Genomic DNA, 13,886 nt, shown 5'->3' with positions numbered 1-13,886 from the left:
GGTAGGTGACGATGTCGCGTTCGGTGCATTGGTACGGGACCGGCACGGGCGAATCGTCTATGGCGCCGCCCGTCCGGCGCCTTCAACGGATCGGGATACCCCGGCGGCGGCTTCGGCCAGGGCGCGCAGGACACTCGCGCCCGCGAGCACAAGCGCGGAAATCGGCAGGCTCACCCACCGCGTCAGGTCGAGCTGCAGGTCCGGGGCCACCTCGATGGTCACCCGGAAGTATCTGCCGTGCAGGGTGGTGACCGTGGCGGGCTGGGGCTCGCCAAGGTCCTGTTCGCGCTGCAACGCCGCGCGGTACTTGTCCTTGCGCTGATTCATGCCGCGTCCTGACGCTTGATGAGTTCGTCGGCGAGTTCCATGTACGCCGAGCCCTTGGCCTTCACCGGGCTCCCGAACGACTGGGCGTACAGGTCGAGTCGCGCGATCTGGGTGTCGAGTACTTCGAAGCCTCGCTCGGTGAGCGCCTCGCGAGCGTCGGCGTCGGGGCCGGTGCGCGTGGCGTCGGGGCGGTTGGTCCGATTCAGCAGGACCGCGGTGCGGGCCGGCGTCGCGCGCAAGGACTGCACGTCGCCCATCTCGGACCGGATGGGTGCCATCCGGTCCAGTTCGATAGGAGCCGGAGTCACCGGTACGATCCACTCCCCCGCGTACCTCATGATGCTGCGGGCGATGCGTGGATGGTCCTCCAACTGCGGCGCGTCGAGCACGACGGCCTGCCGATTCCCGAGGAAGTCGTTCACACGACGGTGCACGTCGCCCACCGGCAAAGCGATGACGGGAAAGGGAAAGCCATCGGCCAATTCGCTCCAGCGCAACGCGGAGCCGGCAGGGTCACCGTCAACCAGTAACGGCGAGAAGCCCGACTCGTGAAGCGCATGGGCCAGCCACACGGCACTGGTCGTCTTTCCGACCCCGGGCTTGAGGTTCACAAACGCAAAGCTCAGCGACACGAGAGCCAACGATAATGGGTGTGATCAAATATTTTTGAACGACGCCAGGGTGGAGTCTCGTCGTTCACTCGTACGTAGTCAGAAACGAGCCCGGTCACCCGCTCGGCACGGTCGCCGTCATCGTCCCCCTGGCAGTCATCGATCGTCGCGCGCACCCCCACATACACGCCGATGTTGTCGCCCAGGGCCAGCGGGAGGACACCCAGATAGGGGATGGCCGCCTCAACGCCCTGCCGACCCTACGCGGAGGCGGCTGCGGGACGGCGGCACCCGCTAGAAGCCCTCCTCGTCCAGCTCGGTGATACCGGCGAGGAAATATCCCCAGATGGTGCCGCTCGGGGAGTCCGGATCGAACAGTTCCAACGGTGCTGCGAGGCCGTCCATCTCCATGACGAATATCTCGCCCATGTGCCCCTCACCCGGATACGGGTGCCAGCTGGCGTTCATATACCGGCGCACGCCTTCCAGGCACCGGGTGAAGAAGTCGAGGTCCGGTGCCAGCAGGACGATGGCCGCACCCGCCGCGTCGCTCTCGTGCACGGACGCGCTGATGTGGACCGTGCCGTCGCGCCGGTGCAGATAGATGTCACCGTGCTCGCAGGTACCCAAGGCCAGGAGGTCGGCGGCTTCGAGGCCGTCGGGCATCTGGACGCCGCGTGCGTCGGGGGCGTTCAGCGGTGTGATCTCGTCGGCCGGGTGCGGCTGGAAGGTGGTCCAGCCGCACGCCCACCACTTCGGCAGCCCGACGTCTCGCAAGTGCGCTCTGCTCGGGGCGTGTGCGAGAGCGGACGGAAGTTCGTCCTCCGGTATGCGGGCCACGGGGACGGGCGCGAACGCCTCGTCGAGCCGAATGGCGGTGAGCGGCCCGTCCGCGTCCTCGTACACCGGCGTCCTACCGGGCGAGCCGCCTTCCGCCGATTCGTGGTTCATCATGCCGCGCGGCCAGTCGCGGAGCACCGCTGGATCGGTGTCGAGCAAGGCGATGCCGTGCACGTCGGTCACCAGGTACCGGGTCCGGCCGTCCTCGCCGACGAGCGGCTCGGCGTTGGCCCAGCTCTCGGGCGCGAAGAGCTGCCGGTCGCGGAAGTGGTCCACGTTGTCCCGCGGCCCCCCGCGCTCCAGGGGTGCCGCGCTGCCCTCGGCCGGGGCCGGCAGTTGCCTGCCCGTCTCCAGGTCGAGCCAGGTGTTCTCCCAGTAGGCCGTGACCCGGATGATCCCCCGGCCCTCGTGCACATGGAGCTCGGCCGAGCCGTTCCCGCCCAGGTTCGGGTGCGCGACACACCGGCCCACCGGTCGCCACCAGGCCCACACCGCTCGCCACGGCATGCCCGGCTCGGCGGCCTCGATCCGTCGGGCGTACGCGTCATGACCGAGCACGGTCGCCGCGAAATGCAACCAGGACGCCAACTCGGCACGCGGCACCTCCTGCCCGCCGAAGGTGGCCTCGGCCTGCTGGAACACCTCCCAGCCCACGCCGCGCACCCCTCCCGCGCCTTCTGCGGCTCGCACCACCGACCGCTCGGTGCTCAGCAGCCGTGCCGGGTCTTCCAGGACGTCAACCATCTCTCCGCTCATGTGCTCATGCTGGCAGGATGGGCGGACATGGTCATGGCTGATGGGCCGGCTCGATGTTCTGATTGGCGTGGAAGAGGTTGTCAGGGTCATAGGTCCGTTTGACCTGTGCGAGCCGGTCGTAGTGATCCCGGTACGTGGCCCGGACCCGCTCCTGGCCCTCTCCCGCACCCATGAAATTCACGTACGAGCCGCCCATCGAATGCGGGTGCATCTCCTCCCAGTAGCTGACGCACCATTGCTTGATGGTTTCGGCGTTGGCCGGATCGGGGTCGACACCGGCGAAGACGCCGGACCAGACGGCATCGCGGTAGCCCCACGCCGTGTCGTCCCGGCCCACCCGATGGGCAGCCGCGTCGACCGGGTAGAGGTGCATGAGCGAGAGCGGGGTGGGGAGGTTCTCCCCGTACTTCAGGTGCACGTCCAGCGCGGCGTCCGGGATCCGGTCGAAGAAGTCGCCGCGCCAGTACCACTGGTACCCGGCGGGGATCACGAGGTCGAGCAGGCTCTGCAACGCTGGGTAGGGGATCGGTGTCGTGAAGTGGAAGGCCGGAGGTCCGGGCTCGCGCACCGCGGTGAATGCCTCTTCGAAGCGGGTCAGATCACCGGTGTGACACCAGACGATGCCGCACATCTTGTGCCCGTGGAGTTCTTCGGGGAACGGTGGTCCGGGCGGGATGGTGAAGAGCGAGAAGAAGCCGTACACGTCCTCGGGGGCCTGCGGGAGGAAGTCCCGGTACCAGGCCAGTACTTCGCGGGTGCGATCGACCGGCCACACAGTGATCGCGGACCCGACCGTGTCCACCGGGTGGAGCCGGTAGGTGAAGGAGGTCACGACGCCGAAGTTGCCGCCGCCACCGCGCAGTGCCCAGAACAGATCCGGGTTGTCGGTCTCGTTCGCGGTGACAAAGCTGCCGTCGGCCAGCACGACGTCCGCGGCCAGCAGGTTGTCCGCGGTCAGGCCGTACTTGCGGGTGAGGTAGCCGTGGCCGCCGCCGAGGGTCAGGCCCCCGACGCCGGTCATGGAGACGATGCCGGTGGGGGTGGCGAGCCCGAAGGCATGGGTGGCGTGGTCGAGGTTGCCGAGTCGGCTGCCGCCGCCGACCTCGGCGGTCCTGGCGGCAGGGTCGACACGTACCCGGTCGATCGGCGAAAGGTCTATGGTGACGCCGTCGTCCACCAGGCAGAGGCCTGGGCCGCTGTGTCCGCCGCCCCGGACGGCGAGTTCCAGTCCGTTGTCGCGGATGAAGGTGACCGCAGCCATCACGTCCGCGGCGTCCGCACACCGCACGATCGCGGCGGGACGCTTGTCGATCATTGCGTTGTAGACCTTGCGGGCCTGGGCGTACTCGACGTCTTCGGGACCCAGGACCGGCCCGCGCAGCGTGGTCCGCATCGCTTCCAAAATTGCGGCGTCCATGACGATCTCCTGACGGGAGGCGCGGACCACATCCCACCCGGCTCCGGCGTTCTCAACGGTTGGATGGGGGCAGGGTCACCTTCCAGGGTCCGAGCCGCCGACGGTCTGTTTGTGTCAGCACCCGGGCACCCTTCATCGGCCCGAGGGGCGAACGGACGCCGGAGGTCTGACATCACCAGGATCGCGCCGGCTACGTAGCCATGCAATTCGCGGTGCGTGCCCGCCCCCGGTACGCTGCCGGATCGACCAGGCACCCTGCGCGTTACGCCCCCCGGCTGCCCTGTCACCGTCCCGGCGTACCGCGCGGCACGCCGCCGACCAATCGGCGCGGGAAGGCCGGCCCTGGCGGGTGGGACGGGCCGCCCTGGCGGTGGGACCGGCCGCGGCGGGGCGTAACACCGGCCGATCAGCGTCGGCCGCTCCACCGGCTGTCACAGGCTGTGACCATGCGAAGCGCGGTCTGCTCGGCGACCCTGGGGGTGTGACACACCGGATCCGCGCGCAGGACTCGCAGCCTCGACCGCCGACCGGTGCCGCCCGCGTCGACTACAGCGGCGCGGTATACGGCTCGCTGCTCGCCGCCTCCGTGGTGGTCGGCGCCGGGACGCTCGGCTCGTATCCGCGGCTGGAACTCGTGGTGCTGCTGCTTGGTACCGCCGTGGTGTTCTGGGCCGCGCACGTCTTCTCCCGCCTCTTCGGGGCCCGGATGGTGCACCAGCCCGTGAGCCGGGAGGAGGTGCGCCGCGTGGGCGCCGACGAGCGGCCGATCCTCGAGGCGGCCGTCCCACCGGCCGGCGCCGTGGTGATCAGCCCACTCTTCGGACTGGGACTTCAGGGGACGGCATGGCTGGCGCTCACTGTCGCTCTGGCCGGGCAGGTCGGCTGGGCGACCCTGGCCGCCGTTCGCGCCGGCGCCTCACGCCGTCTGATCCTGGTCGCGGGTGCGGTCAACCTTCTCCTCGGGTTGGTCATCGTCGTCTTCAAGGTCGCGCTCCAGCACTGACCCGTCCGAGCGGGCGGCCCAGGACGACAGCGTCGGTGGCCACGCGATGACGGAGGCAGCGGGACCGGCTCTTTGAGCACTGGTAATCGCGTTGTCGATCCGACGTGGCTTCGTCAGGCTCTTGGCCATGGAACAGCCCGCTGAAATCCTCCGCTCGGACCAGGTCGAGCTGCGCCGTTGGCGTGTACAAGACATCGAAATCCTGCACCGGTTGATCACCGAGTCACGTGATCACTTGATCCCCTGGATGCCCTTTGCGGCCAGCCACGACTGGAAGCGGGGTGAAGCGTTTCTGACCCGGTGCGAGGAGGAGTGGGCCTCGGGGCAGGCGTACTACTACGCGATCACCTCGGGCGGTGTGGTGATCGGCAGCTGCGGTCTGATGCGCCGGATCGGCCCGAGCGGGCTGGATATCGGCTATTGGCTCCACCAGGCGTGGACGGGGAAAGGGCTGGCCACCATGGCTGCCGCTGCCCTGGTGAAGGCGGGACGCCGGATGCCTGACATCGATCGCATCGAGATCCATCACGACGAGGCCAACCCCGCCAGCGGAGCCGTCGCCCGGCGCTTGGGTTTCACCGACGTTGAGCGCGTGCAGGTGCCGGAAGGGCCTGCGGCCCCGCGTGAGACGGGCACTGATGTGATCTGGCGCCTGCAGACCCGCCCCTTACCAAGCCCCTCACCAAGCCCCTGACGCCGCCGATGCCCGGCCCGGCCCCGTCACTCCTTCTTGATGAGCTGATCCACCACCACAAGCGTCCCGCCGAACGTGACCGCGGCAGCCTCCACCGCTTCGGGCCAGGAAGGGCCGGTGCGGAGCCGAAGCACGCCGGCTCCCAGCCCGGCGAGTGCGGAGATCAGGAGCACCACCGCGGTGCGCACGCTGAAGAGCGCGGGCCCTGACGGCGGCCGACGCTGAGGCTGGTGGTCGTTCGGGGGCTGGGGCGTTGGGTGGCTCATCGTGTGCTCCTTTTGCGCAAGCTCGGCGCGGTTCTCCAACCACCATGGGGGGCGCGGCCGTTCGACTGCATCGCGCAATGGGGAAATCTTCGGAAGTCGGGCTCGCGGACCCTGTGAAGTCAGTACGGTTCCGAATGGAACGGAAGGCATACCGAACGGGCTGGAGGAGCGGTGGGGAGCGAGCCGTCGCCGGATCCGGAAATTATCCAGACCCCAGCCGAACTGGCCTTCGGCCTGCGGCAGCTGTACGAGCGAAGAGGACTCAGTTACGTCCGCATCGCTCAGATCGCCAATCTGTCCCCGTCGACGGTGCACAGCATGTGTAGCGGGCAGGCGCTCCCCCGGCGGGAATCACTGATGGCGTTCACCGAGACCTGCGGCGCGGATCCGGTCGCATGGGCCGAGGCCCTCAGGCGAGTCACATCCAGGCGACCCCGGGGCGAGCCGACTCCGCACCCCGCCCGCTCCGGCGCGGACGTGTCCATCAGGCTCAAACCGTGGGTGACGTTCTACGGCCGAAGCCCATACTCCAATGATCTGCTCCGGCGTGTACCCAACCCGTTGACGGAGGGCCAGGCCACCGGTGGCCACCTGGGCGAATTCCCCTTGGTCCTGAAGCAGCTGACGGACTGCCTGGTGACGGTCGAGGTCGTCACCCACTACCGCGGGATCACCGTGCTGGTCGAGTCTTCGGAGCGCTTCTGGACCTTGGTGGCGGCGGATATCGTGCTCCGGCGGTTCGAGGGTACCCGTCACTGGCTGCTCAAACAGACCGAGAAAATCATCAGGGACGACAACCAAGAACACTTGGAACAACTCCGGCTGGTCTGGCTGGCATTGTTCGAGCTGCTGCTCCATTCCGACACACCGGAGCGGTGCGACTGGCCGCCGCGACAGCTGGTCGAGGACGTCGACACGTGTACCGTCTCGAGCCCCAAACGCAGCAGAAGGATCATCGACTGGCTTCTTGACGTCTTCTCCGACGACCGCGTCGTGAGCAGCAGCCTGCGACGGGCGTGGGAGCGGTACGTGTCCGCGAAGTTTCCGGGCTTGCACAACGCCGGCTCACGGTCGTTCGACCCTCAGCTCGTGACCATCGGCCCCCTGGCCGTCCCCGCCCCCGGGGATGAACCCCGCCGCTATTCCTTCCAGGCGATGTGCCACCCACTCACCGTCGGCGACATGGCGATCCTCTGGCCCGACAGGGTGCCCAAAGGCGCCGATCCCCGCCTCCCCTACGTCCTCGGGGGGCTGGGCGACGAGAGGGATGACGCCCTGGGGAGCTTCCTCCTGGATCTGATCGGCCGCTGCCTGATGAAGACCGACTCCGAACCCGACAAGGACTGGACCTGGGCCGTGCCCACGGCGCCCGAATGGCTGGCACTCTCCGGATGTGCGGCCGACGGCCGCCCCTATCCCTGGGGAACGGAGCCGCCCACACCCCAACACGCCAACCTCCGTTTCCCAGGCCGCTCCCAAAAAGTGCGGCCGGTGGGGTTGCTCCACGCCGGGAAGTCACCTGCCGGGGTCTGGGACTGCTGCGGCAACGTCCACGAAGTCGTCGAGTGGCAACTGGGCGGTCTGCAACGCGCAAAGCCCACCCTGACCAGCCTCCGCCTGGTCGGAGGAAGCTTCCGCAATCGACCCGAGAACGCCTCCTGCCGGGTCTTCCGGCCTTTCGTCCCGACGTTTCCCGATGAGCAGAGGCAGAACGTCGGCCTGCGCCTGATCAGATACCGCGCCGAACACGCCGAACTCCGCATGGAGGCGCTCAAGCAGTTCCGCAGGGCCCGGGCGACACCCCGGCGGACCAGAAGAAGAAAGGAAGCCCCGGCCCCCGTACCGGGCTGAGACCTTTGCGGGCGCGGCGTTCGCAGCGGTGGTTGAGTCTGCGGTAGCCGGTCGACATGGTCTGCTCGACGGCCCACCCGTGGCGGCCGGGACCTCGGTACATGGCACGGATCGTGGACGCGCTGTCCACCGCGACGACGCGGCACTCGCGCCTGGTCTTTCACTGGCCGTGCCCGCAGGACGCACCCGCCGCGCGGACCAACGTCCTGGCGCAGACCGGGAGGCGGGCGGTGATCGTCTGACTCAACGGACCATTCCCCGTGGGCCGTGTCTCACCGCAGCGTCGCCGTGAAGCTCCTGCCGTAGGCATGATGCGTGGTGACGTGGATACGCGTGCCGCCAGGCGCCCGGCTGACCCGGACACCGTCGTCCGCCGACAGCGCCCTCATCGTGCGGCCGTGGACGAGGATCGAGACCCTGTCCCGCTTCGTGGTGGGGTCGCAGACCGCGATCGACACGGTGCCGTCGTATGCCTCACGGAGAATCACCGATGCCGGGCCCTCGAGCGAGAGCCGCCCGGCACGGTGGGTGCTGGGGGCGAAGACGTTGACGGCGATGATGCCCAAGCCCTGGTGATTCACGGCCTGCACCCGGGTGGTGTTGGCCAGGACGGACACCGGCCCGTGGGCGTACGCCTTCAGCTGTCGTGCTGTGGCGTTCGGGACCAGGGCGTAGGCCATGCAGGTGCGTGGGGCGGCGGCCGGTTGCTCGACGGAGAGGGAGAACACCTGCTTGGCCACCATGGTGTCGGGGTTGGCGGTGCGGATGGAGCGGCGGCTGCGTGTGACCGTGTCGAGGGCGACGGTTGGCCGTTGGTGGTCCAGGAGGACGTATCCGACCGAGGTCGACCGGGTGGCATTGCGGTGGAGCAGCCACGTCAAAGGGGCGGTGCCGGTCCCTGACCAGGCCGCACCGCTGTGGAGCTGCCCCGTCAGAGTGATGGCGTCCGACGGGTCGGCGATCCGGCTGTCGATCGTCGTGCTCACCGCGCGGCCCGCCGAGTCGCCCACCCCGGCGGCGAGGACGACGATCTCGTCGTCGAGCATGAACCACGACTTGGTGGCCTCGGCGTTGCGGTAGACGACGAAGTCCTGGGGAAGCGTGCCGGCCTGCTTGGCGGCGTACGCCGCATCGCCGGCCTGGACCAGCCCGGCCGCGCCGTACGCGCCGAGGCCGGCACCGCCGGAGAACGTGTTGGTGCCGCGGGGGAAGTAGACATAGGTGTTCTGTGCCTTGGAGGAGGAGGTGAACCCGCGCTCCGGGTTGTCGTACCACGCGGTGCCGTAGAGCTCGGGGACCGTACGGCGGGTCTCCACCGGGGCGGTGACTCCGGCGAGGCGGTAGGGCGAGACCGTGGTGAAGTAGTCGACGCCGAAGGCCTGGGTCTGGTCCTCGCCCGAGAGGTAGAGGTAGTGAGCACCATCGCCCTGGAACCACGGCATGAGATTCTCGCCGCTCATGTACTCGTACTTGCTGATCCTCGTCGAACTCCGGGCCAGCGCGAAGGCGTAGCCGGGGCGCCGGTGGACCGTCTTGTCCATCGCGTTGAAGGCGACGTTGCGCTCGGGGGGATTGAGGTCCCGCGCCGGGGCCGAGGAGTCGGTGAGGATGTCGGCGTAGTGGACGATGCTCACCGGTGAGACGAACCTCGTCGGATCGAGGGCGGCCCGCGATGTCTGCCGTACGAACTTCACATAGCCCTTGAGGGCTATGGCGTCGGAACCCCGTGCGTATCGGGCAAGGTCGACGACTGCCTCGACGATCTCGGCGACATCGGCGTATCCCGTCGAGGTCCGGGACACCCCACGGCCCTTGACGATCTCCATCATCCAGCCCTCGAAGACCAGCGGGGCGAAGCCGCCCTCGATCCAGCCCTGCGCGACGCCGACGAGATCGTCGCCCTGCACATAGCTCGTGCCCTCGAGCGTCTTGATGGTCTGGACGACGCGGGTGAGCAGACCCTTGCCGTACGAGCCGGTGTAGGCGACGGAGGCGTGCTGGATGAAGGAACCGTCGTCGTAGAAGCCGTCGGTGACGCCGTGCCGGAGGTGGTAGGGGTCGACCGTCGCGAGGACCGTCAGCTGGTCGGCGACCGCCTTGCTGATGCGGGTGTCGTCGGCGAGGACGGCACCTTGGAGGATCCGGTTCGTGGTGATGTCGGCGAGGTTGGCGCCGGTGTGGAAACGCGAGTCGAGATCGACGTCCCCCGCCTTGCCGTTGCGCAGATAGGCGTCCATCGAGGCGATGTAGGTGGCGGCGAGGTCGGGTCTGTACTTCGCGAGCTCCTCCTTGAGCAGGACGAGGATCTTGCTCACGTGGGACGAGATGCCGATCTCCCAGGTGAACCAGTTGCCGTAGTAGCCCGTTGACTGGTCGCCGTAGTAGCCCTCGTGGAGCCGGACCAGACCGTCGAGGACCCGTCTTTGGACGGTCGCGTTGTCGCGGAGCTCGGACGCGGTATCGCCGGGAGTCCGGGTGGCGAGGGCGATCTCGTAGAGGTACTGGAACGATGTCGCCAGGTTCGGATCACTCGTGCCCAGCGGGACGCCCCGGAAGAGCTCGCCCTCGCCAGCCTGGTCCATCGCGGTGAGCCGGGCCCTGGCGATCGCGTCGATGGCCGCGAGCTTGGGGGCCGCCTCGGGCCGGGCGTTGGAGGCGGCAGTGCCGGCGAAGTTCGCGATGGTGTTCCCGATCAGCACGGCCCGGTTCGCGGCCGCCCCGGCGGTCACCGCGCCCTGACGGCTCGCCGCCCGTCCGCGCAGCGGCTGCGCCACCGCCAGCAGCGTCGCTGCCGGGACCGTCGACAACAGGGCACGACGCGAGATCGGCACGGGGACGCTCCAAGGCTCGAAGGCTCGACCGGAAAGCGCTTTCAGCATTGAAGCAACCCCGACTCCCCGTGTCACTAGGAGACGCCGCATGGGCGCTCGCGGCGGGTCCGCGACCCGACAGAGCCAAGGGTCGTTGTCACCGACCGCGACCGCCGCGATCAGGCTGCGACCGGTTGCGGACCGGCCGATCCCGGTCGGGCGGCGGTTCCGGTGACGCGGCGGGGCGGGGCGGGCCCGCGTGATCGCCGCCGGGGCACTCATCATGCTTGAGACGGTTCGCCAGTGTGTATGTGGCCCGCACGTCGCGGTAGCCCACTCCCTGGGACACCGGGTCGCCAAGGTTGATGCGGCTGCTGCTCGTCTCAGACCGCCTGCCGGGGATGCCGCTCAATCGGACGTCCGAGTGCGGTGGTGCGCGAAAGCGTAGGTGAGCGGCGCTCACGGTGCAGGTGATCTCGATGTCCGCGGAGCCGAGGCCCGGGTCCGGCCGCCGCCGAGACGGCGGGCCGCCCATCTCACCGGACAGCCGGCCGGGGGAGGCCGACGCCGACGTTCACGGCGGGTGACCCTCGGACCTGTCCTCTCCCGCCCGCTTGCGCAGCGGGCGACGCGGTGCCGCGTCGCCCCTGGCTCGGTCGGCCTTCTCGCGGCGTTCCCGGGCCCGCTTGGCCGCGCCGGTTCCACCCGCGGTCTTCCGCCCCGGCCCGGCAGCCCTCCTGGCGGACTCTCCGACGCCCCCGACCGCCTTCCTGGCGCCCTCCCCCGCCACCTGTCCGGCGCCCTCTCCAACGTCCTCGACCGCCCGTCCGGCGCCCTCCCCAACATCCTCCACCGCCCGTCCAGCACCCTCCCCAACATCCTCCACCGCCCGTCCAGCACCCTCACCAACGTCCTCGACCGCCCGTCCAGCACCCTCCCCCACGCCCTCCACCGCCCGTCCAGCACGCTCCCCCACGTCCTCGACCGCCCGTCCAGCACCCTCCCCCACGCCCTCCACCGCTGCCCCCGCACCGCGACCGAGTTCGCCGACGGCACGTCCCGCGCCGCCTCCCAGCTCTTCCGCGGCGGCCCCGAGGCCAGAGGTGATCTGCTCCAGGATCTGCGGGTTGCGGTCGATTGTCGTCAGCACCCTGCCGATGACCTCCGCCACGTTGTCGAGCCGGACCTTCAGCAGCGCCTGAGCTTCCACACCCTTGATGTCCAGGTGGACGCCGCCCAGCGACACATCCGCTCCCACGCTGAGCTTGAGCAGGTCGAGCACATCCGCCCGCAACGACACGCGTGCCCGTAGATCCTCGACATCCAGAGCGATCTCGTCGACCTTGAGCTGCGGTACGTCGAGAAGGACGTCCGGCTCTGCGGATGGCTGATCCACACGCTCGTCGCTCTCGTCGTACGCGTATGTCTCATCCGGCTCATGCGTGCTCTCGGCGTCGTCGTGCATGCTGCCCCTTGAGAGCGCTGGTGAATGCTTCGTATGCCCCGCTTTTACCGTATAGCGAGATAAATGCTGTGTCGTGTGCACAGGCGGGGAATCCCTGCGCTCCATGTGCTTTCGAGTAGGGCGCAAGGCGATCACCAGCAGGACTGCTCCGGAGAGTGCGATCAGCATGGTCGAGACCGCGCTGACGTGCATGGCGTGAATGAACGCGTCGTCGGCGGCGTGCGCCAGGGCGGGCCGGTGGATCGCGGTGGCGGCCTGCCGGGCCTGTTCCGCGGAGACCCGCGCCTGGTCCCGCACTGGGCCGGGCACACCGTGCAGCGAGGCTTCGATCCCGCGTCGATACGCGATCGGCATCGGAAGCCGCGTTCACACCGGAGCAGCGAGGCGCGATCCGCGACTGGCTCGAAGGGATCTCCGAAGCCTGCCGCTGAGGCTCTGGCTCGTAAGGTGCCGCGGGGCCGCCGCGTACCGGGGCCCTGAGGGAGTTCGGCGCCGGATCAGGGCTGGGCGACGACGAGGAGGTCGTCGACCCGGCCGCTGGGGTCCTCGGTCGAGGTTTCCACGGTCACATGCCAGACACCGGGCGGCGGGGCGAGGTCGGCCGTGTAGTTCCCCGCACCGTCCGGCAGGAGCGCCACCGGGTGGCCGTAGGGGGTTCCGTCGGCCCTGCGCAGACGGGCGTCGAGCACCAGTTCCGCGTCGTCCGCGCGGACGTGGATCGGTACCTTGCGACCGGCCGGGGCGACCGGTGGCAGCAGGAGGGAGAGCGGGCGGGGCGGGCTCAGGGCCCTCCCGGGACGTACTGCGTTGATCTTGTTGACCAGGTTCCGCAGCAGGTCCTCGTGGCGCGTCAGTCCGATATGGCTGGCCGGGTAGAAGGTCGCCGCGGAGTCGTCCTCCCAGTGCGGTGGGAAGCAGCTGAACCGGGGCACCGTACCGTCCCCGCCGAAGTCCTCGCCGCGCTGGCGCCGGACGAAGCGGATCTCCGGTGGGGCGATCACTACGCCCTGTTCCGTCGGCTGTTGGTCGCCGCCGAACACGTGCAGCAGCCCGTGCGGTGCGCTCTCCTCCTGCGCTGCCAGTTCGGCGTGAAAGTCGGCAGAGCGCTGTACCGCTTGCTGGTCGAGGCCCGGAACGACGTGATCCAGCAGGCGGCCGGCGTCGGTGTGTCCGCTGTCATCGGTTCCTGTGACGCAGGCGTAGGCCGGAAGGAGCTCCGCGATCGAGGGGAAGGTCTGCGCCACCTCGCGCAGCCGCTCGTTGAACCGGCCGAAGGCGGACGGGACCAGACAACCGGTCAGTACGCGCAGCGCTCTCATTGAACCGCTGTAGGGGGTGCCCACGGTGTACGCCCGTCGGGTGAGTTCCTTACCGCCCAGCGCATGCAGGAAGTAGCGGCCGATCAGGCCACCCATGGAATGGCAGACGAGCTGCAGTCGGGCACCGGGGCCACCGCCGTCACGGCGCCATTCAGCCAGACGCGGTTCCAGTCGATCCAGGAGCACTTGCGCGTTCCACCTGTTCGACAGCCTCCAGTCGTACGGGTGAATCACCAGCTGCTTGTCCGGGTGGGGAAGACAGCCCCGCAAGGCACGTACCAGAGCCGGGTATCCGGCCCCTGCCCAGAAACCGGGCCAGATCTGCCAGCCTGGCATCAACCCCGTCGGCCGCAGGGCGTGGCGCCCGGTCGGCGCGCCTTCTCCCAGATCGGGTGGGAGTTTGAGGGCTTCCAGCACCTCACAGGTGCGCAGCAGGACGTCGGAGGCCATGGCGAGCGAGCCGTTCCACGCGTCGCGACGGCCGTCCCGGGTGCGCAGCACGCTACCGAGAATGCCTGGTACCACCA

Annotated in this window: 12 protein-coding genes; 4 read left to right on the top strand and 8 right to left on the bottom strand. The window is 69.0% G+C overall.

What is annotated here, in order from left to right; genetic code table 11:
* Positions 1-57: 57 nt before the first annotated feature.
* From ABZU99_RS20320 to ABZU99_RS20305, 4 genes are all read right to left on the bottom strand, one after another.
* Positions 58-327, bottom strand: a complete 270-nt coding sequence (locus ABZU99_RS20320) for a hypothetical protein (protein WP_355944354.1) — start codon at positions 325-327, stop codon at positions 58-60.
* Positions 324-959: a ParA family protein gene (locus ABZU99_RS20315; RefSeq protein WP_355944352.1), complete on the bottom strand. Its 636-nt coding sequence runs from the start codon at positions 957-959 to the stop codon at positions 324-326. Before ABZU99_RS20315 ends, ABZU99_RS20320 begins: the two co-directional genes overlap by 4 nt.
* Before the next feature lie 273 nt (positions 960-1,232).
* Complete coding sequence (locus tag ABZU99_RS20310) at positions 1,233-2,534, bottom strand: SUKH-4 family immunity protein (RefSeq protein WP_355944350.1); 1,302 nt, start codon at positions 2,532-2,534, stop codon at positions 1,233-1,235.
* A gap of 31 nt (positions 2,535-2,565) precedes the next feature.
* Positions 2,566-3,951: an FAD-binding oxidoreductase gene (locus ABZU99_RS20305; protein ID WP_356046168.1), complete on the bottom strand. Its 1,386-nt coding sequence runs from the start codon at positions 3,949-3,951 to the stop codon at positions 2,566-2,568.
* Between the two features lie 493 nt (positions 3,952-4,444).
* Between ABZU99_RS20305 and ABZU99_RS20300 the strand changes: the two genes are divergently transcribed.
* Together ABZU99_RS20300 and ABZU99_RS20295 are read left to right on the top strand one after the other, a co-directional pair.
* Positions 4,445-4,954: a hypothetical protein gene (locus ABZU99_RS20300; RefSeq protein ID WP_355944411.1), complete on the top strand. Its 510-nt coding sequence runs from the start codon at positions 4,445-4,447 to the stop codon at positions 4,952-4,954.
* A gap of 127 nt (positions 4,955-5,081) precedes the next feature.
* Positions 5,082-5,648: a GNAT family N-acetyltransferase gene (locus ABZU99_RS20295; RefSeq protein WP_356046166.1), complete on the top strand. Its 567-nt coding sequence runs from the start codon at positions 5,082-5,084 to the stop codon at positions 5,646-5,648.
* 26 nt (positions 5,649-5,674) lie between these two features.
* Here ABZU99_RS20295 and ABZU99_RS20290 read toward each other — a convergent pair whose 3' ends face one another.
* Positions 5,675-5,914: a hypothetical protein gene (locus ABZU99_RS20290; protein ID WP_355944345.1), complete on the bottom strand. Its 240-nt coding sequence runs from the start codon at positions 5,912-5,914 to the stop codon at positions 5,675-5,677.
* Positions 5,915-6,085: 171 nt separating this feature from the next.
* Between ABZU99_RS20290 and ABZU99_RS20285 the strand changes: the two genes are divergently transcribed.
* Both ABZU99_RS20285 and ABZU99_RS20280 read left to right on the top strand, forming a co-directional pair.
* A complete protein-coding gene (locus ABZU99_RS20285; RefSeq protein ID WP_356046164.1) occupies positions 6,086-7,765 on the top strand; it encodes a helix-turn-helix domain-containing protein in 1,680 nt (559 codons plus the stop codon).
* Positions 7,766-7,866: 101 nt separating this feature from the next.
* On the top strand, positions 7,867-8,007 hold the full coding sequence (locus ABZU99_RS20280; protein WP_356046162.1) for a hypothetical protein: 141 nt from the start codon (positions 7,867-7,869) through the stop codon (positions 8,005-8,007).
* A 30-nt stretch (positions 8,008-8,037) separates the two neighbouring features.
* Here ABZU99_RS20280 and ABZU99_RS20275 read toward each other — a convergent pair whose 3' ends face one another.
* The 3 genes from ABZU99_RS20275 to ABZU99_RS20265 form a co-directional block, all read right to left on the bottom strand.
* A complete protein-coding gene (locus tag ABZU99_RS20275) occupies positions 8,038-10,596 on the bottom strand; it encodes a polysaccharide lyase family 8 super-sandwich domain-containing protein (RefSeq protein ID WP_356046160.1) in 2,559 nt (852 codons plus the stop codon).
* 553 nt (positions 10,597-11,149) lie between these two features.
* Positions 11,150-12,040, bottom strand: a complete 891-nt coding sequence (locus ABZU99_RS20270; protein ID WP_356227916.1) for a hypothetical protein — start codon at positions 12,038-12,040, stop codon at positions 11,150-11,152.
* A gap of 497 nt (positions 12,041-12,537) precedes the next feature.
* Positions 12,538-13,860 (bottom strand): hypothetical protein, encoded by a 1,323-nt coding sequence (locus ABZU99_RS20265; RefSeq protein WP_356046156.1) that lies wholly within the window; start codon positions 13,858-13,860, stop codon positions 12,538-12,540.
* Positions 13,861-13,886: the final 26 nt, after the last annotated feature.

The organism is Streptomyces sp. NPDC005266, assembly GCF_040607655.1.
Classification (GTDB): Bacteria; Actinomycetota; Actinomycetes; order Streptomycetales; family Streptomycetaceae; genus Streptomyces.
This window is presented reverse-complemented; position numbering and strand designations above follow the sequence as displayed.